Genomic DNA, 18,132 nt, shown 5'->3' on the forward strand with positions numbered 1-18,132 from the left:
GTGGCGAACATCAAGTCCCAGATCAAGCGCAACAAGCAGAACGAGAAGGCTCGTCTGCGCAACAAGGCAGTCAAGTCCTCGCTGAAGACTGCCGTCCGCAAGTTCCGCGAGGCCGCCGAGCAGGGCGACGTCGAGCAGGCCACGGCCCTTCAGCGGGTCGCTGCCCGTCAGCTCGACAAAGCCGTCAGCAAGGGCGTCATCCACAAGAACCAGGCCGCCAACCGCAAGTCCGCGATCGCCAAGCAGGCCGCGGCCCTGGCCGCCAAGTAAGCGCGACCGGTACAGCAACGCCGCACTCCACGAAGGAGTGCGGCGTTCTTGTTTTTCCGGCCCGGTTCCGTCAGCACTTTGTCACGGTTTCGATATCACACTGCCGTATCGGGTGAGTCACCGTTGCAGAGATCGCCTTGCCCCTCGCTCCGCGCGTGCTCGAAGGTGCACTAAACGGGGTTAAGGGGGACACATGCGGGGGCCGCTCGTCGTCAAACGGGCGTTCAGTGAGCCGTTGCTTCTCCTGGCCGCGTTCGGGTCGATCCTGCTCGCCACCACCACGCTGGTGGCGCTGACCATGTACGCCTCCTCCATCGCCGAAGCCGGTGTCCGCCGGACGATGGAGACCGCCTCGTACGAGCAGACCGCCGTCACCGTCAGCGCCTCCGTGACCGCGGAGACGTTCCCGAAGGACGACGCGTCCATCCGCGCCGAGCTCGCCAAGGCGTATCCCAGCACGCCCGCCGTCACCACCAGCCTGCGCTCCGACTCCTACACCATGCCCGGCCAGGAGGACAGGAAGCTGCCCGAGCTGCTGCGGTTCGGCAGCTACGACGGCCTCGACCGGCAGGCCAGGCTGGTCTCCGGCGCCTGGCCGAAGCCCGCAGCCACAGGTGACGAACCGGTCGAAGCGGTGATCTCGCTGCCTGCCGCCACCGCGACCGGGTTCGAGACGGGCCGCGAGTACACGGTGCGGGGGCGGCTCGACCCGCGTCCGGTCAAGGTCCGCGTGGTCGGCGTCTTCCAGCTCGACGACCCGTTCGGCGCACGCTGGGCGGGCGAGCAGCTGCTCAGCACGGGCGTCGAGCGCCGCGACTTCACCACGTACGGGCCGCTGATGGTCGCGCGTGAGACGTTCGTCGGCCGGTTCGCTACCAGCGTCAACGCGACCTGGACCGCTGTGCCCGACCTGCGCGCCATCACGCCGGAACGGCTGCGCCCGCTGGCCGGCGCCGTCGCCGAGCTGGGCGACCGGCTCAAGGCCGCCGGGTGCACCGGCTGCGAGACGGCCAGCCGCCTGCCCGAGATGCTCACCCAGCTCGACACCGCCTCGCTGGTGGCCCGCTCCACCATGCTGATCCCGGTGCTGCAACTGCTCTTGCTGGCCGCGTACGCGCTGATGCTGACGGCGCGGCTGCTGGCCGACCACCGCCGGATGGAGGTGGCGCTGCTGCGTTCGCGCGGCGCGGGCACGGTGCGGCTGGCGGCACTGGCGGGCGGGGAGGCGCTGCTGGTGGCGCTGCCCTGCGCGATCGTGGCGCCGTTCCTCGGGCCGCCGCTGCTCGCGCTGGTCACCATGCTGCCCTGGATCAGGGCCTCGGGAGTGCGCCTTGCGCCGGTAGCGGATCTGGGCACGTTCCTCGTGTCGGGTGGGGTGGCGCTGGCCGCGGCCGTGCTGCTGATGCTGCCCGCGCTGGCCGGCGCGCGGCGTACGTACGTGGAGGAGCAGTCATCGCGCGGGCGCGGCGGCGGGCGCGGGCTCATCGAGCGGGCGGGCGCCGACCTGGCGCTGCTGGTCGTGGCCGGGCTGGCCATCTGGCAGCTCCAGCGCTACGGCGCGCCCGTGACCGCCACCGCGCAGGGCGGGCTGGGCATCGACCCGCTGATCATCTCCGGGCCCGCGCTGGCCCTGCTGACGGGCGGCATGCTGGGGCTGCGGCTGGTGCCGCGCGTCTCCAGGCTGGCCGAACGGGTGACCTCCAGGCGGCCCGCCCTCGCGCCCGCGCTCGGAGCGTGGCAGGTCAGCAGGCGGCCGCTCAAGTACGCCGGGCCCGCGCTGCTGCTCACCATGGCCATCGCGATCGGCATCGTCTCCCTGGCCACCACCGCCACCTGGCGTTCCTCGCAGCTCGACCAGGCCCGTCACCAGGCCGGCGCCGACCTGCGGCTGTCGGGGCCGCCGGACGGGCCCGAGCTGGGCGCGCTCGGGCGCGGCACCGCGTTCACCGCCCTGCCCGGCCTGACCGCCGCCTCCCCCGGATACCGGGGGCAGATCGAGGTCGGCGGCGAGAGCGCGCTGCTGCTCACGCTGGACGCCGCGAAGATGGGGCAGTTGTTCCACCTTCGTGCGGATCTGTCGGCGCAGACCACCGCCGAACTGTCGCGGAGCCTGGCCGGTGACCGGGCGGGCAAGCTGGACCTGCCCGGCCGACCCGCCACGCTCACCCTGACCGCCCGGGTGAGCGCGGACCTGCCGCTGCGGCTCGTCCTGTCCGACGCGCTCGGCGTGTGGCGCGAGGTCTCGCTCGGCGTGCTCAAGCCCGGCGACAACCAGGTCGAGGTGGACCTGCGGGCGCTGGCAGGGCGGAGCGGGGCGCTGTCGTACCCGATCTCACTGCGCGGCCTGCTCGCGGGCGCGCCGGAGAGCGAGGCGAGCCTCACCCTGACCGGCCTGCGCGCCGACGGCCGCGACGTGGCCGCGCCGCCGCTCACGATGACCGTCGGCGACGGGCCGGGATCGGCCGCGTTCGTGGCGCCGCCTCGGCTCGGGCCACTGCCCGTGGTGCTCACCGCCGACCTGGCCGCCTCGCTCAAGCTGGGCGTCGGGCAGGTCGGGAAGGCCAGCATCGACCGGCGGGTCCAGACGGTCAAGGTCGTCGGCGTCGTCGCGACGATGCCCACCGCGCCGGCCGGGCAGAAGGCCGTACTGGCCGACTGGAGCACGGTGCAGGCGCACGAGCTCGCCGCGGCGCAGTCGCCGCGGCCGGCCACCGAGTGGTGGCTGGCCGGTGACGGCGCGGCGGCGGTGGCGGCGCTCGGGAGACATCCGGAATGGGACGTCTCCGTGCTCGACCAGCGGGCGCTGGCCGCGACGCTGCAGAACGACCCGCTGGCCAGCGGGCTGCAGGGGGCGCTGATGCTGGGGTTCCTGGCGGCGCTGGTCTTCGCCGTGCTGGGGTTCCTGGTCAACGCGGCCGTCGCGGCACGGGAGCGGATGGCCGAGTTCGCGATCCTGCGGGCGCTCGGGGTGAACTCGCGGCAGGTGTTCGGGATCCTGGCGATGGAGCAGACGTTCGTGGTCGGGCTGTCGCTGGTGGCCGGGACCGGGCTCGCGATCGTCGTCGGGGTGCTGGTGGTGCCGCACATCGTGCTGACCGGCCAGGCGGCGGCCGTCACGCCGGGGGTGCTGCTCGACATCCCGTGGGCGGCGACCGGGGTGATGCTGGTGCTGGTGGCCGGGGTGCTGTTCGCGATCGTCGCCGGGCTGACGCGCAACCTGCGCCGGCAAGGGCTCGCCTTCCGGGAGGAACAGTGACGATTCCGGCCGCTCGCCGTCCGGCGGGGTTCCGGCTGCTCGCCTTCCGGGAGGAACAGTGAGGATCCGGCTGCTCGCCCGGGAGCACCTGGGCACGGTCGCCGTGCTCTTCGTGCTGACGCTGGGCGCCTGCCTGCTGGTCGCGGGCCTGCCCAGGGCGACGCAGGCGGCGTACGACGAGGCGCTGCGCCGCGACCTCCAGGCCGCGCCCGCCGTCCAGACCGACCTGGCCGTCACCGTCAACTCCGGCTCGCGAGCCGAGGACCTGCACGAACGCGCCCAGTTCGACTCCCGCGAGCGCCTCTGGCGCGAGATTCTGCCGCCCCGGCTCCGCCCGGTGACCGCGCCCTCCAGCGCCGGCCACATGAGCGCCAAGACCACCCTGACGCCGATCACCGGCACCGGTGGCAAGTCCTTCCTCAACCTGGGCTGGCTCTCCGACGCCGACCGGCGCGTGGACTGGGTGCGCGGGCGCGCGCCCGGCGCGCCCGCCACGACGCGCTACGAGGGTGAGACGATCCCGGTCTTCGAGGTGGGCGTCGTCGAACAGGCCCTGGACAAGATGAACCTGCGGCTGGGCCAGACGGTGTTCGTCGGCGAGAACGACTACGCCGCCGTCAAGATCGTCGGCATCTTCCGCGCCAAGGATCCCGGCGACCGCTACTGGTCCCACAACTCCGACATCCTGCGCATCCTCGAAGAGCAGCCGCCCGGCCGCCAGGACTTCGTCCGGCACATCACCACGCTCACGTCCGACGCCGGGCTCACCGCGCTCAGCGGCGAGGGACGTAACCTGACCTACCGCTGGATCCTGCCCCTCGACCCGCGGGCGGCCGACGCGCTCGACGTGCCCGGCCTGCGGGCAGCCGTGCACGAGTTCGACCGGGTCGTGGCGCTGCAGACCGTGGGCACGGCCAGCCCGTACCGGCTGGTGAGCGGGCTGCCCGAGCTGCTCAGCGGCTTTCTCGCCGAGCTGTCCACCGCGCAGACCGTGATGTACCTGGTGCTCGGCGGGCTGCTGGCCGTGGCGCTCGGCGTGATCGTCCTCGCCGTACAGCTCCTGGCCGACAAGCTCGACCACACACTGAGCCTGGCCCGCGCGCGGGGCGGATCGTTGCCGCAGGTGGCGGGCACGGCGGCGGCGCTGACGGCGCTGGCCGTGGTGCCCGCCGCGCTGATCGGGTACGCGCTGTCGTACCTCGTGCCCGGCCCCGTCCTGCCCGTCGTGCACGCCGGGCCGGTGGTCGTGGTGGTCGTGGCCGTCGGGTTCGCCGCCGTCGGGCCGGCCCTCGCGCACCGCACGCCGCTGCACGAGCGGCGCGAGGACGTGGCCACCGCCCGGCCGTCCGCCAAGCGGATCACGCTTGAGGTGCTGGTCGTGGTGCTGGCGCTGGCGGGGGCGTACCTGCTGCGGGCCCGCGGGCTGAGCGCCTCGGCCGGGCAGGATCCGTTCCTGCTGGTGGTGCCGATCGCGCTGACCGTGGCGGCGGCGCTGATCACGTTGCGCTGCTATCCGTACCCGCTGCGGCTGTTCGTCCGGCTGAGCGCGCGCGCCCGCGCGGCCGTGCCGTTCCTCGGGCTGACCAGGGCGGCCAGGTCGCGATCCGGCAGCGTGCTGCCGGTGCTGATCCTGCTGCCCGCGCTCGGCGTGTCGGTGTTCGCCGCCGTCGTCTCCGACGGGATCGCGAGCACGCAGCGGCTGGCCGCCTGGCAGCAGGTGGGCGCGCCGGTCAGAGTGACCGCGGAGAGCGAGATCCCGGGCGACGCGATCGAGCGGGTGCGCCGCCTGGCCGGGGTGGAGCAGGTGGTGCTCGCCCAGACGGGACGGGTCCAGGTCGGGTACGGCGCCGAACGGGCCGAGGCCATCGCCGTGGACGTGGCCCAGTGGCGCGCCATCCTCGGGGACGCCCCCGTCGGCCTGCCCGCGCTCTCCGACGGCGTACTCGTCTCGCCGGAGCTGCGTGGACGGGGAACGCTGGAGATCGGCTGGCAGTCGCGGTTGAAGCTGGCCACGCGCGGCGTGATCGAGTCGGTGCCCGGCTTCTTCACCACCGGCAAGTTCGTCGTCGTGCCCATCGGCGTGCAGTTGCGGCCCGCCGTGAACACGCTGCTGATCAAGGGCGATGTCTCACTCCCCGAGCTGGCGCGACTGGTCCCGTCCGCCCGCGTCGTCTCCCAGGAGAGCGCCATGGCGGCCATCCAGGAGGACCCGCTGACCAGCACCGTCCGCTCGACGCTTGTCGTGGTGACGGTCGCGCTGGCGGCGTACGCGCTGGTCGCCGTCGTCCTGTCGCTGGTCGTCGGGGCGGCCGAGAGGGCCAGGGCGGTGTCGTTCCTGCGTACGCTGGGGCTGTCCGAACGCCAGGCGCAGCGGCTGACCGTGCTGGAGATCCTGCCCATGATCCTCGTCACCGCCCTGGTCGGGCTCGGCCTGGGCCTCGGCCTGCCGGCCGCGCTCGGGCCCGGCGTCGACCTGTCGTCCTACGCCGGTGACCTGGCCGTCGGCGACTACTCGCTCGACCTGTTCCTGCCGAGCGCGCTGGCCGCCGGCCTGGCCGTCGTCGCCGTGCTCGGCGCGTACGCGCACACCGTCATCAGCCGTCGTCGCAGCCTCGGCGCCGTCCTTCGAGTGGGGGACCTCACATGAATCCGACCCTGTCAGAGCTGGAAGCCAAGGCCACCCGCCAGAAGGCCGCCTTCGGCGGTGACGCGCACATCGTGTGCGACAACCTCGTCCGCATCTACAAGACCGAGGGCGTCGAGGTCGTCGCGTTGCAGGGCCTCGACCTGGTGATCGACAAGGGCGAGCTGGTGGCCATCGTCGGCGCGTCGGGCTCGGGCAAGTCGACGCTGCTGAACGTGCTGTCCGGGCTGGACGTGCCGACGGCGGGGGTGGCCAGGGTGGCGGGCATGGACCTGCTGTCGATGAGCCCGCGCGACCGGCTGCGTTACCGGCGTTCCGTGGTGGGGTTCATCTGGCAGCAGACCGCGCGCAACCTGCTGCCGTACCTGACCGCGCGGGAGAACGTCGAGCTGCCGATGAAACTCGCCTCTCGCGGGAAGGCGCGGCGGGGACAGGCGGAGGAGCTGCTGGAGCTGCTCGGCGTCGACTCCTGCGCCGGCCGCAAACCCCCCGAGCTGTCCGGCGGCCAGCAGCAGCGCGTCGCCATCGCCGTCGCGCTGGCCAACTCCCCGCAGCTCATCCTGGCCGACGAACCGACGGGCGAGCTGGACAGCGAGACGTCGGAGCAGGTGTTCGACGCCCTGCGCACGGCCAACAGGGAGCTTGGGGTGACCGTGGTCATCGTGACCCACGACCCGCTCGTGTCCGAGCAGGTGGACCGCACGGTGGGCATCCGCGACGGCCGTACCAGCAGCGAGACGCTCCGGCGCGAGGGCGCCGAGGGCCAGATCATCGCCGAGGAGTACGCCGTGCTCGACCGCGTCGGACGGCTGCAGCTGCCCCGCGACTTCACCAGCGCCCTCGACATGGAGCGGCGGGTCCGCCTCGAACTCGAATCCGACCACATCGGCGTGTGGCCCGCCCGAGAGGAGCCCTCGAATGACTGACTCGCCTCTGGTCGTGGTGGAGGGTCTGCGCAAGGTCTACCGGACCGGGCCGAAGGAGGTCGTCGCGCTGCGAGATGTGACGTTCTCCATCCATCCCGGCGAACTGGTCGCCGTACGGGGCCGGTCGGGCTCGGGCAAGACCACCCTGCTCAACCAGATCGGCGGCCTGGACAAAGCGGACGCCGGCCGGGTCGTCGTGGACGGGCACGAGGTCACCGCCATGTCGGAGAACGAGCTGCTGACCCTGCGCCGGGACGTGGTCGGCTTCGTCTTCCAGTCCTTCGGCCTGATCCCGGTCCTGTCGGCGGCCGAGAACGTCGGGGTGCCGATGCGGCTGCTGCGTACACCCGCGGTGGAACGGGAGGCTCGCGTCCGGATGCTGCTCGCGCTCGTGGGGCTGGAACAGCACGTCAACCAGCGGCCGTACGAGCTGTCCGGGGGGCAGCGGCAGCGGGTGGCCATCGCGCGCTCCCTGGCCAACCGGCCCCGGCTGCTGGTGGCCGACGAGCCAACGGGGCAGTTGGACTCGCAGACGGGGCGGCAGATCATGGAGCTGCTGCGGGCGCTCGTACGGAGTGAGGGGGTTACGGCGTTGGTGGCCACGCATGATGAGAGTCTGATGACGGTGGCGGACCGGGTGCTGGAGATCAGCGACGGCGTCATCCACGAAACCGCCCGCACCTGACCGCTCCGCGGCGCGGCATTGGAGAGCCCACACGTGCCGAGAAGGCGCTCAGAAGGGATGGCCGTGACCTTCATCCCGAGCCCACTGTCCTGGTTGAGCCACAGCTTTCTATGATCGGCTGCGTGCAGCGCCTAGCCCTCTTCGACCTCGACAGAACACTCCTCGACCATGACGCCGGATTCCTCCAGTGGGCCGCCGAGTTCGCCGAACACCAGCACCTGGGCCCCAAGAGCCTGGCCTGGCTCATTGCCGAGAATCGAGCCACACACCCCAATCGCGAGACCTTCTTCACCAGAGTCCGTGAACATTTCGCCCTGCCCGACCCAGTCGAGGAACTATGGGCGGCCTACCGCCGGCGCATGCCCAACCTCGTCAGCTGCTACCCCGGAGTCCTCGCCGGAATTGCCGGCCTGCGCGCCGCGGGATGGCGCGTGGGCATCGTGACCAACGGCATGGCAGACACCCAACTCGGCAAACTCCACCGAACCGGCCTGGCCGACGCGGTAGACGGTTACGCCGTGTCGGGAGCCGAGGGCATCAGGAAGCCCGAGACCGGCCTGTTCGAGATCGTCGCTGAACGGTGTGGGACCAGCCTCGCCCAGGGCGGCTGGATGGTCGGCGACAACCTCATAGCCGACATCGCAGGAGCCCAAGCAGCCGGTCTGCGTACGATCTGGATCGACCGGGGGACGTGGCCGGCCCACGAACACGCGGCCGATCACGTGGTCGGCGACGCCACCGAGGCCATCGCCATCCTGCGCGGGCATATGCCGCTTGAGCAGCCCCCCTCGACCACACCTTGATTCCTCGCGAGACCTCGTACTACTGCTCAGCACGTTCAGATCGCGAGGATTTCTTCGTGAGAAGCATCGAGTGACATCCGCCGACCTCGTTCAGCGACGGTCGGGCGAGCCTCAGTCACGGTACGACCTCGCGATCGGGCGCATCTCAACCCGGCTCCGTTCAGGGATGAGCGCGTCCCGGTTCATGCGATCGGACGCTTTCTCCCCAGTCTCAGCGAGCGCGCCCCGTCGGCGTTGTCGCGCCTGCGGGCGTTCGGGTCGGATGTCGTGGGCGACCAGGCCATCGCCATCAGGTTGGCGGCGGCGACCAGTACGCCCCCCACCACCGCCAGAGCCGTGACCCCGGTCAGCCCGGCCAGCGGTGCCGCCACCGCCAGCCCGAACGGTCGCGACGCGAACGAGATCAGCGTGTCGAACGAGCGCACCCGCCCCAGGGCTCCCTCCGGGATCTCCTCGGCCACGACCGTCTCCCACAACGGGATGAGCACCCCCAGCCCGAACATCGCCAGGAAGTACGCTCCCGCCAGCACCGCGACAGGCCCCGGGATGGCCAGAGCGACCATGGGCAACAGATAGGCGGCGGCGCCGACCTGTATCAGCGCCAGCGGGCGCCGGATCGGCAGCCTCGGTGCGGCGAACACGCCGAGCACCATCCCGACGGTGCCGCTCTGCACGATCACCATCCAACTCGTCTCACCGCCCAGGTCCTGTACGACCGTCACGGGGGCGAGCGTCAGGAAGAGCCCGGCGACGAAATGCCACACACCATGACCGAACACGCATGCCAGGAACCAGGGCCTTTGCCTGATCTCGCGCCACCCATGCCCCAGATCCCGCCCGAACGCCGAGAAAGTGCCCCGCCCCTTGGCCTCAGGGCTCTCGAGGCCCCGATTCGCCGCGACGCCCGCAGCGCCCTGGGCCACCACGCTCTGGCCTCTCAGGCTCTCCCCGCCCCCAGCACCCCGGGCCGCCACGTTCTGGCCCCTCGGACCCTTCTCAGCTCCTTGGTAGCCCTCCACGGCCCGAGCGGTCGACGTTCGGATGCCGCCCAACGTCAGCGCCGAGCCGGCGAACAGCACCGCGGTCAGCCCCGCCGCCCAACCAGGCCCGGCGGCGACCGTGACCGTGCCGGCGATCGCCGGGGCCGCCACCGACGACAGGCTCGTCACCACGCCGATGCGCGCGTTCATCCGCAATCTGGCCGGCCCGGGCACGACCGCGACCACCAGCCGCGGCACGGCCGGGCTGCCGAACGCGATGGCCGCGCCGGCGATCGCCGACAACAGTGCGAGGTCGACCAGCCGGTACAGCCCGAGGAGCAGCTCCACGGCGATGGCCGCCTGCGACAGGCCCCGGGCCAGGTCCGCGAACAATGCCACCCGCTCGGGCCTGAGCCGGTCGGCCAGTACGCCGCCGACGGGGAGGAGCAGGAGCATGGGAACCAGTTCGCTCGCCAGCACGATCCCGAGCGCCCCGGCGTCGTCGGTGGCACGCAGCACCGCCAGGGTCAGGGTCGTCGGGATGAGCGCCGTGGCCAGCGCCGACAGGCACCGTCCGATCAACAGCCGAGACATCATGTTCAGAGACGGTATTTCGTCAGCGAATGTTTCGTCAACAAAATACTTGCTGGCATAGGATCTCGCGCATGGAGGACTCCGTCGATCGTCACCTGGCCCGCTGGCGCGGCAAGGCGCCCTTCGACGAACGGGTGGAGGCGATCGTCACCCGCCTGCAGTTCCTGGTGAAGCACCTGGGCCACACCAAGGAGGCGGCGCTGTCGGAGGTCGGCATGCAGGACTTCGAGTTCGAGACGCTGCACCGTCTGGTGGCGCGCGGCGGTTCGGCGACGCCGTCGGAGCTGGCCGCGGATCTCCTGCTCTCGCCGGCCGGGATGACGGGGCGCCTGGACACGCTGGAACGGGCGCAGCTCGTGCGGCGCGTACGCAGCACCGAGGATCGGCGTCGCGTGGACGTCGAGATCACCCCCAAAGGGAACGACCTGTGGACGGATGCGATGACGATCCGCGCCGAGGTGGAGGCCGCGATGATCGACACCCTGTCACCCGAGGATCAGATCGTCCTGAACGAACTCCTCAAGCGCCTGCTCCTCAACGCGGAAAATCCGGGCTGACCCGCCCGCCTCTAATCGGCCACGCCGACCCGTGACCTTCGGACGTCGTCGCCCCACTCAGTTGGCCGAGCCGACGTACCCCTCCTCGATCGCCCGGTCACACCAACTCACCTCTTGAACGTCATCGGCCCGTTCGGCTGGCCACGATGACCTGCACCGTGTGCTCCAGCGCGTAAGCCGGATCCGCGCCCCCGCCCTTGACCTGCTCATCGGCACTGGCCACAGCCTGGATCGCCCGGGACAGCCCTTCCGGGCCCCACCCGTTGAGCTGCCGTCTCACCCGGTCCACCTTCCACGGCGGCATGCCGACATGACTCGCCAGCTGCCCGCCCCGCAGGTTGCGCGGCGCACTGCCGACCTTCGCCAGCGATCGCAGCCCACCGGCCAGAGCACTCACCAGCAGCACGGGGGCGACGCCCGTGCCGAGCGCCCATCGCAGTTGCTCCAGTGCCTCCGCCAGCCGCCCCTCGACCGCCGAGTCGGCCACGTTGAACCCGGTGACCTCCGCGCGCCCCTTGTGATAGCGGGCCACCGCCGTCGCGCTGATCGTCTTCTCTTCGCTGTCGAACACCAGCTGGCTGCACGCCGCAGCGAGCTCCCGCAGGTCATTGCCCACGGCGTCGAGCAGCGCCTGCGCCGCGTCGCCCGAAATGTTGCGCCCGGCCCGCTTGAACTCCCCCTTGATGAACTCCAGCCGCTCCCCCGCCTTGGTGACCTTGCTGATCGTGATCACCTTGGCCCCGGCCTTCTTCACCCCGTCGACCAGCGCCTTGCCCTTCACCCCACCCGGGTGTGCCAGGACCATCACCGTGTCCTCGGACGGCTGCTTGGCGTAGGCCACGATCTCGGCGATGACGTCCTTCGCCAGATCCTGCGCCGACCGGATCACCACCACGGAATGATCGCCGAAGAGCGACGGCGAGGTCAGCTGGGTGAGCTCGCCGGTGGTGACCTTGCTCCCCAGCAGGTCATGCACCTCGGTGGCGGGATCAGCCGCCCGGGCCGCGGCGACGACGCCAATCACCGCCCGCTCGGCCATCAACTCCTCATCGCCGACGACCAGGGTCACAGGTGCTGGATCGGTTCCCGCCATGTCAGGCAGCATGCCATGCCCCACCGACAACCCGGTACTCAACGCCTCCGCCGTGGCTGTGGGCGCTGGATGCAGGGTGAGGAACGTGCCTCTCAGGCGGCCTCCGGCGCGTTCGGAACGCGCCGTGGCACAGTTTCATTGTGCCGCTCGACGATCTGCCGGACTGGCTACCGGCCTGGTGCCTGGACCACCTGGGAGAGCAACCCGCCGACGTGCTGTTCCGGCAGCAGTCGATGTCGGCGGTGCTCGGTCTCCGGCTGGCCGACGGTACGGATGTCGTGGTCAAGGCCCGTCCCGACGACGGCCGGGCGGGGTCGTGCGTCGCAGCGCAGGCCCGGCTGGCCGAGAACGGGTTCCCCTGCGCCCGTCCGCTCACGCCGGTCGTCGGTGTCGGTCCGCTTGCCGTACACGCGGAGGAGCTCCGCCCTGGAGGAGAGGTGCTGCATGGGGACACACCGGACATCGCCGTACGCTACGCGGAGGTCTTCGCCTGGTTGATGACCGCGCTCGCGGACGTCGCCGTCATGCCACCGCTTCCCAATCCGCGCTGGGTACGCTGGGATCACCCGGACCCTGGGCTGTGGCCTTCGATCGAGTCACTCGACGAAAAGGACCAGAGCCTCGTACCTGCTTATGTCACTGACATAGCCGACAGGGTCCGTCGGCGCATGCTGGCCGCCGACCTGCCCCGCGTGCTGGGCCACGCCGACTTCGAGGCGCACAACCTCGGATGGCGCGGGCGGCAGGTATGGATCGTGCACGACTGGGACAGCCTGGCCTGGCAGCCGGAGGCCGCCCTGGTGGGAGCCGCCAGTACGGTGTTCCCCAAGCTGGGACCGGCCACTTTGCCACCGATCGAGAGCACCGAGGCGTTCCTGGCCGCGTACCAGGATGCTCGGGCCCGCGCGTTCACCACCGAAGAACAGCAGATCGCCTGGGCGGCGGGGCTGTGGCCGGCGGCCCATGACGTTCGGTGGGAAGCACTCCACGGCTACACCGCGGTGTCCGGCAGAGCGCTCTGGGCCCAAGCAGCCGAACGCCTCCGCCGAGCCGACGCGTGACAGCACCGATCGGCGCATCATCTCTTGTCCAGCAGCGTGTATCCCCCCTTGATCACCGGCGCATCGGCTGCGGGAGCCATGCAGGCGCTCAACTCGCCTTCCCCAGGCAGAGGTGCCCCGCTCAGACCGATCCGGCTCGGGCCACGGCCTTTCCCCGCGACGTAGAAACTGAGGCCCATGCGTGTCCGGTCCTTCAGCAACTGCTCCCATGGGCCGCCGGGTGTCACCTTGGTGAGCCTGCCGGTGACGGTCGCGGTGGGTCCACCAGTGGTCAGGCAGTCGACCGCGAAATCACCCCAGTTGGTGAACCATGTCCCGTCCGGCATCTTGTACCGGTGCGAGATCCGGAACGTCCCCCATGATCGGGTAGGTCTCCATGCACCGCTCGGGTCGAACGTGGCATGGGCGTCGGCCGTGATCTCGATGTCGTTGTCGGGCGCCGGAAAGTACATCGTGGCCCGCCCCTTGAGGTGGGCGGTCTTCGCGGCGGACGTGGTCGGGCTCGGCACGGCGGATGCCTCCGATCTGGCCGTACCATCCGCAGTCCGGCCCCCGGATGGCGTCGATCCGACAGCACCATCCGACACCCAGCCCCCGAACGGCGCCGAAGCTGCAGCGCCGTCCAACGCCCAGGCCCCGGAGGGCGCGGCCGCAAGGGCCACCGCGGCGATCAGGCTCATCAGGGATGTGCGGTTGTTCATCGGGAACGTACGGTGGATCCGATTGCTCACGTTTGTACCCCGGTCGGAAGAGGTCGTGCATGCTGACCTTCCGAGCCTTCCAATCTCCATGGAGCCGCGACTCCCTCTGGCGAGGGAAAGCATGATCGCCGAGCTCCCTCGGATGGGGGAAATAGGGCTTGAGACGCGAGGTGAGGGGCGCAACTGATCGGCTACGTGCCTCGTGCGACGACCGCCATTCCTCCTTCTTCTCGTTCCACCACGGCGAGGTCTCCGTCCTGGTCGGTCCGGTAGATGGTGAGGCCGAGCCGTCTCAGCAGGTTCAGCGTGGACTCGGCCGGATGGCCGTAGTCGTTGTCGGCTCCGACGCTGATCAGCGCGGCTCGGGCGCCTAGCGAGGACAGGAAGGCCGGGGACTGCCGGTTCGACCCGTGGTGCGGGGTTTTGAGAAGGTCCGCCCGTACGGTCAAGTGGTGGTGCAGTTGTTCCTGCGCTTCCGTTTCCAGGTCGCCGCTGAGCAGGATCGAGCCGGCGCGCCAGCGTACGTGCATGACCACGCTGGAGTTGTTGATCGCGCTTCCCTCCCCGTATCCGTGCATGTCATCGGCTGTGACCTCCGGGGCCAGTACGGTCAGCTCCGATGGACCGAACCGCCAGCGGGTCCCTGGTGGGGCGGTCCATTCGGGGATCCGGTGGTGTGCGAGGGTGGAGGACACACGTGCGACTGATCGTGCGTCCGTTCGTTGCGGACTGACCACCACCGCGCCGACCCGCCGGTTTCTGAGCACGCCTGTCAGGCCGTTCACATGATCGGCGTGGGGGTGGGTGAGAACGAGCAGCGGTACGTCCTCGATGCCGATCCTCCTCAGGCAGCGGTCCATGGTCACGGGGTCCGGCCCGGTGTCCACCACGACGCCGCGTCCCGGCCCGGCCGAGATCACCAGGCCGTCGCCCTGACCCACGTCACACATGACCATCAGCCAGTTCCTCGGCGGCCAGGCTCCGGTGATGGGCCGGATAACCAGCACCGTCAGGAGCGCGGCACCGGCCGCCGTGAGCGCCATCGCCCGCCAGGCGCGACGTCGCAGGAGGAGGGCCGCCACGACCAGCGCGAGCAGGAGCAGGCCGAGACCCGCAAGGCCGGCGGGCCATGGGACGTTGGCGAACGGCAGGTTCACCGCCCAGCGGGCTACCGTGATGATCCAGCCGACCGCGTATCCCGCCGGGATCACCAGCAGCCTCGCGCCGTCCGGCCAGACGGGGGCTATCAAAGCGGCGCCGAAGCCGAGCAGGGTGGCGGGAGCCACGGCCGGGGCGACGAGCAGGTTGGCGATCACAGCCACTGGGGTCAACTGACCCGCCATCAGCACCAGGACAGGCGTCACCGCCAGCTGAGCGGCCGCCGGAACGGCAACAGCCTCAGCCATCCAGCGTGGAACCCGCCACGAGAACCCAGAATCAGGGCCTTGATGCCTGAGCTCTGAGCCATGCGGGTCTGAGTGGGGCGGACCTGAGCCATGCGGGTCTGAGTGGCGTAGATGCGTGTGGCGCGGGCTGGGGTCGTCAACGTTGCGGCGATCGGGAGCGGGCGTACTCGGGTCGTAGGCGTCAGGGTCACGGCGAGCAGGCTCACAGCGGTCAACAACATGGTGTCCGGAGCAGACGCGGTCGGCGTTGCAGCTGTCGGGGTCGAGGCGGCCGGAATCCGAGTGATCCGAACCGTGGCGATGCAAGCCGGAGCTGTCGGGGCTGGGACGGTCTGCGGCGAAGCGGCTGAGGTCGGAGTGGTCGCTGCCGAGGTGGCCCCATTGGGAGTGGCCCCATTGGAAGTGGCCCGGGTTGAGGGGATACGGGCTGGGGTGATCGAGGTCGAATGGATCGGTGCTGATGCGGTGGATGTGGTCGCGATCGGCGTAGTCACGATCAGGGAAGGCCTGATGGGCGTGGTCGTGATGAGCGTGGTCGTGATGGAGGCGGTCCGGATGAGGGTGGGCTGGATGAGGGTGGGCTGAATGAGGGTGGGGCTCAGTTTCTGGTGAAGGGGTTTCCCTGGTTGTTCCGGTTAGCTTGTCTCGCCAGCGAGGGGCCAGGATGAGGATGCCGGCGGTGGCGGTTACCGAGAGGGCGAAGCCGTAGGAGCGGGCGAGTTCGGGGGCGAAGAGGATCAGGAAGAGGACGGTAGCGGTCAGGGCCGCGAAGCCGTCCTTCGAACGGCCCGTACCCATCGCTATGGCTGCTGCAAGGCCCATGAGGAGGGCGCGCAGGACGCTCGGGGACGGGCGGGCGACGATGGCGAACGCGAGCATCGCGACTGCGGCGAATATGGCCCTCAGTGGCAAGGAGAGGCCGATGAGGCGGGAGATCGCTAGTGTGGCGCCTGCGACAATTGCCAGGTTTGCCCCGGATACCGCGTTCAGGTGGCTGAGGCCCGCTTCCTTGAAGTCGGCGGTCACCTGCGGGTCCATGCGGGAGACGTCGCCGACGACGAGGCCGGGGAGGAGGCCGCGCTGGTCGGGTGGGAGGACGTCGGCGGCCGATCGCAGGCCCGACCTGAGCGCGCCTGCTGCCGTCTGGAGTCCTGAGGGCTGGGTCAGCACTCTTGGCGGGCCTCGGACCAGGAGAGTCGCGGCTATCAGGGAGCCTGGGATCGGTTTGGCCAGGCGGCCGGTGACTTCCACGTGCTGGGTGGGCAAGAGCGGGCCCCAGGCTTGGCCGGTGGCGAAGACGGTGATGGGGACGTTGACTGCTTGCGTGGTGGCGCCGGTTCGGATGGTCTTGAGGTCTGCGGAGATCACGTAGCTGGCGGGTTGGAAGTGTCCGCTTCTGTCCGGTCGGCGTTTGGGGTCGTCGGTCAGGGCGATCTGGGCGGTGATGAATGCGTTCGCCTCTGCGAGTTGGGCTGCTGGGCCCGTGGTGAGGGCGTGGACTCTGAAAGCGACAGAGGCCGAGGCTGCTGCAGTGCAGATGAGGGTGGCTATGGTGACGTTTCGCCATGCGGTGCGTCTGGCGGTGGAGCTGTCGGTTTGTCCGTCTGCGAGTCGAGTGAGGCGGAGCAGCACGATGGCCGCCACGGCTGCGGATGTGGCGACCATCATGCCGGTGAGGGCGGAGCAGGCGGGCAGGATCAGGGCGGTGGCCCAGGCCGCCAGGGCAGGTAGGGCGAGGGGCCAGGTGTGTTCGCGGGGGACGGAGATCGGGTCTTTCTGGCTGTCCGCGGTGCGTTTTCTGGGCATGTCAGACGCGGACCTTCGGCTTGATCTCGGCGAACTTTCTGGGGCCTATTCCACTGACTTCGCGTAGTTGCTCGACTGAGGTGAAGCCGCCCCGGCTGGTACGGAACTCGAAGATGCGTGCGGCCAGGACTTCTCCGACTCCTGGGAGTTGTTCGAGTTGGTCGGTGGTGGCGGAGTTCAGGTCCAGGATGGCGGCGGTCGGGTCGGAGATTGGCGAACCGGGGGCGAGAGGTGTCTGGGGTGAGGTGGCGCCCACCACTATCTGCTCGCCGTCTATCAGGCGTCTGGCCAGGTTGAGCGGCCCCGTCGAGGCGCCGCGCGTCACGCCACCCGCGGCTGTCACCGCGTCCGTCACGCGGGCGCCTGAGGGGAGCAGGTAGACGCCGGGCTTACGGATCTTGCCTGCGATGTGGACGGTCACTTTGGCGGAGGGGGATTGGGTCAAGGGGGTGATCGACGTGTTGGGGGTCATCGGGGTGGGGGCTGCGAGGGGTTGGGGTGACGGGTTCGAGCGCCAGACGAAGAAGGCGGCTGCGGCGACTGCGAGTGCGCCGATGGCGAGGAGGACACGGAGACCTGGTTTGCCCGGATCGAGGGTGGAGCTCTTGGAGGCGAGCAACTCTCGAAGTGATCGCAATGAGGAAGGGGGGAGGGTGGCTGGGGAGGAGGTGGGCGCACCGGAGGTGGGTGGGTTAAGGGTCCTGGGCGAGATGGTGGTAGGTGGGTCAGAGGTCCAGGGCGTGCCGGCCGTAGGTGAATTAGCGGTCCTGGGGGTGTCCGCGGTGAGTGGGGTGGTGGGTGTAGAGGTCGAGACCTCTGGCATCGTGGAGGTCGAGGGAGTCGCAGAGGTGGGGGAAGGTGCAAGGGCCAGGGGCGCGGCGCCCGCAACCGTTGGGGCTGCGAACGTGGGGGCCGTGCCGGTGGTGGTGGAGGCTGTGGCGGCAGTGATGGTGGTAGAGGTGGAGAGATCGGCAGCGGTGGAGGAGGGGTCAGCGGCGGCGGTGGAGGGGTTGGCGGTGGCGAAGGGGTAGGGAGGACCGGGGATCCGGCGAGGGCTACGGCTGGAGCTGATGCTGTGGTCAGGGTCAGAACCATGGCCAGCGTCGTAGTTGGCGACCGGTGCAGGACTGCGAGCAGGTGCCGACCTGTGACCGGAACCGAAGCCGAGGCGGTGTCCGTGGTCGGGGCCGGGGCCGGGGCCGGGGCCGGGGCCGGGGCCGGGGCCGGGGCCGGGGCCGGGGCCGGGCTCAACGCCGTAGTTGTGAACGGGTGGAGAGCTGCGAGTGGGCGAAGGGCTGTAGCCGGGATCGAGGTCGAAGCGGTGTCCGCGGTCGCGGTCGAAGCCGGGCT

14 protein-coding genes are annotated in these 18,132 nt (G+C 70.4%); 9 read left to right on the forward strand and 5 right to left on the reverse strand.

Annotated features, from left to right (window positions below; translation table 11 throughout):
• The 6 genes from rpsT (at position 1) to AB0C27_RS03625 (ending at position 8,584) form a co-directional block, all read left to right on the forward strand.
• The gene (rpsT, locus tag AB0C27_RS03600; RefSeq protein WP_346115452.1) at positions 1 to 270 is read left to right on the forward strand and encodes a 30S ribosomal protein S20; all 270 of its coding nucleotides are present in this window, start codon (positions 1 to 3) and stop codon (positions 268 to 270) included.
• Positions 271 to 463: 193 nt separating this feature from the next.
• Positions 464 to 3,526 carry an ABC transporter permease gene (locus AB0C27_RS03605; RefSeq protein ID WP_357837217.1) on the forward strand — a complete coding sequence of 1,021 codons (3,063 nt, stop codon included), beginning with the start codon at positions 464 to 466 and terminating at the stop codon, positions 3,524 to 3,526.
• Between the two features lie 58 nt (positions 3,527 to 3,584).
• Positions 3,585 to 6,173 carry an FtsX-like permease family protein gene (locus tag AB0C27_RS03610; RefSeq protein WP_357837220.1) on the forward strand — a complete coding sequence of 863 codons (2,589 nt, stop codon included), beginning with the start codon at positions 3,585 to 3,587 and terminating at the stop codon, positions 6,171 to 6,173.
• Positions 6,170 to 7,096 carry an ABC transporter ATP-binding protein gene (locus AB0C27_RS03615; protein WP_357837223.1) on the forward strand — a complete coding sequence of 309 codons (927 nt, stop codon included), beginning with the start codon at positions 6,170 to 6,172 and terminating at the stop codon, positions 7,094 to 7,096. The genes AB0C27_RS03610 and AB0C27_RS03615 overlap by 4 nt, the downstream gene beginning before the upstream one ends.
• Positions 7,089 to 7,781: an ABC transporter ATP-binding protein gene (locus tag AB0C27_RS03620; RefSeq protein WP_357837225.1), complete on the forward strand. Its 693-nt coding sequence runs from the start codon at positions 7,089 to 7,091 to the stop codon at positions 7,779 to 7,781. The genes AB0C27_RS03615 and AB0C27_RS03620 overlap by 8 nt, the downstream gene beginning before the upstream one ends.
• Before the next feature lie 122 nt (positions 7,782 to 7,903).
• Positions 7,904 to 8,584 carry an HAD family hydrolase gene (locus AB0C27_RS03625; protein WP_357837228.1) on the forward strand — a complete coding sequence of 227 codons (681 nt, stop codon included), beginning with the start codon at positions 7,904 to 7,906 and terminating at the stop codon, positions 8,582 to 8,584.
• Positions 8,585 to 8,766: 182 nt separating this feature from the next.
• Here the strand turns inward: AB0C27_RS03625 and AB0C27_RS03630 are convergent, their stop codons facing one another.
• A complete protein-coding gene (locus AB0C27_RS03630) occupies positions 8,767 to 10,161 on the reverse strand; it encodes an MFS transporter (protein ID WP_357837231.1) in 1,395 nt (464 codons plus the stop codon).
• 68 nt (positions 10,162 to 10,229) lie between these two features.
• Between AB0C27_RS03630 and AB0C27_RS03635 the strand changes: the two genes are divergently transcribed.
• Entirely contained in the window at positions 10,230 to 10,715 is a 486-nt protein-coding gene (locus tag AB0C27_RS03635) for a MarR family transcriptional regulator (RefSeq protein ID WP_357837234.1), read from the forward strand.
• 121 nt (positions 10,716 to 10,836) lie between these two features.
• Here AB0C27_RS03635 and holA read toward each other — a convergent pair whose 3' ends face one another.
• Entirely contained in the window at positions 10,837 to 11,820 is a 984-nt protein-coding gene (gene holA, locus AB0C27_RS03640; protein WP_357837237.1) for a DNA polymerase III subunit delta, read from the reverse strand.
• Between the two features lie 128 nt (positions 11,821 to 11,948).
• Between holA and AB0C27_RS03645 the strand changes: the two genes are divergently transcribed.
• Positions 11,949 to 12,869, forward strand: a complete 921-nt coding sequence (locus AB0C27_RS03645; RefSeq protein WP_357837240.1) for a hypothetical protein — start codon at positions 11,949 to 11,951, stop codon at positions 12,867 to 12,869.
• A 17-nt stretch (positions 12,870 to 12,886) separates the two neighbouring features.
• Here the strand turns inward: AB0C27_RS03645 and AB0C27_RS03650 are convergent, their stop codons facing one another.
• The 3 genes from AB0C27_RS03650 to AB0C27_RS03660 form a co-directional block, all read right to left on the reverse strand.
• Positions 12,887 to 13,600 carry a hypothetical protein gene (locus tag AB0C27_RS03650; RefSeq protein WP_357837243.1) on the reverse strand — a complete coding sequence of 238 codons (714 nt, stop codon included), beginning with the start codon at positions 13,598 to 13,600 and terminating at the stop codon, positions 12,887 to 12,889.
• Positions 13,601 to 13,761: 161 nt separating this feature from the next.
• On the reverse strand, positions 13,762 to 16,782 hold the full coding sequence (locus AB0C27_RS03655; RefSeq protein WP_357837246.1) for a ComEC/Rec2 family competence protein: 3,021 nt from the start codon (positions 16,780 to 16,782) through the stop codon (positions 13,762 to 13,764).
• Position 16,783: 1 nt separating this feature from the next.
• Positions 16,784 to 17,203 carry a ComEA family DNA-binding protein gene (locus AB0C27_RS03660; RefSeq protein ID WP_357837249.1) on the reverse strand — a complete coding sequence of 140 codons (420 nt, stop codon included), beginning with the start codon at positions 17,201 to 17,203 and terminating at the stop codon, positions 16,784 to 16,786.
• Between AB0C27_RS03660 and AB0C27_RS03665 the strand changes: the two genes are divergently transcribed.
• On the forward strand, positions 17,190 to 17,813 hold the full coding sequence (locus AB0C27_RS03665) for a hypothetical protein (protein WP_357837252.1): 624 nt from the start codon (positions 17,190 to 17,192) through the stop codon (positions 17,811 to 17,813). The two genes, AB0C27_RS03660 and AB0C27_RS03665, sit on opposite strands and share 14 nt — an antisense overlap.
• Positions 17,814 to 18,132 lie beyond the last annotated feature (319 nt).

This window comes from Nonomuraea sp. NPDC048882, from assembly GCF_040649755.1.
GTDB lineage: Bacteria > Actinomycetota > Actinomycetes > Streptosporangiales > Streptosporangiaceae > Nonomuraea > Nonomuraea maheshkhaliensis.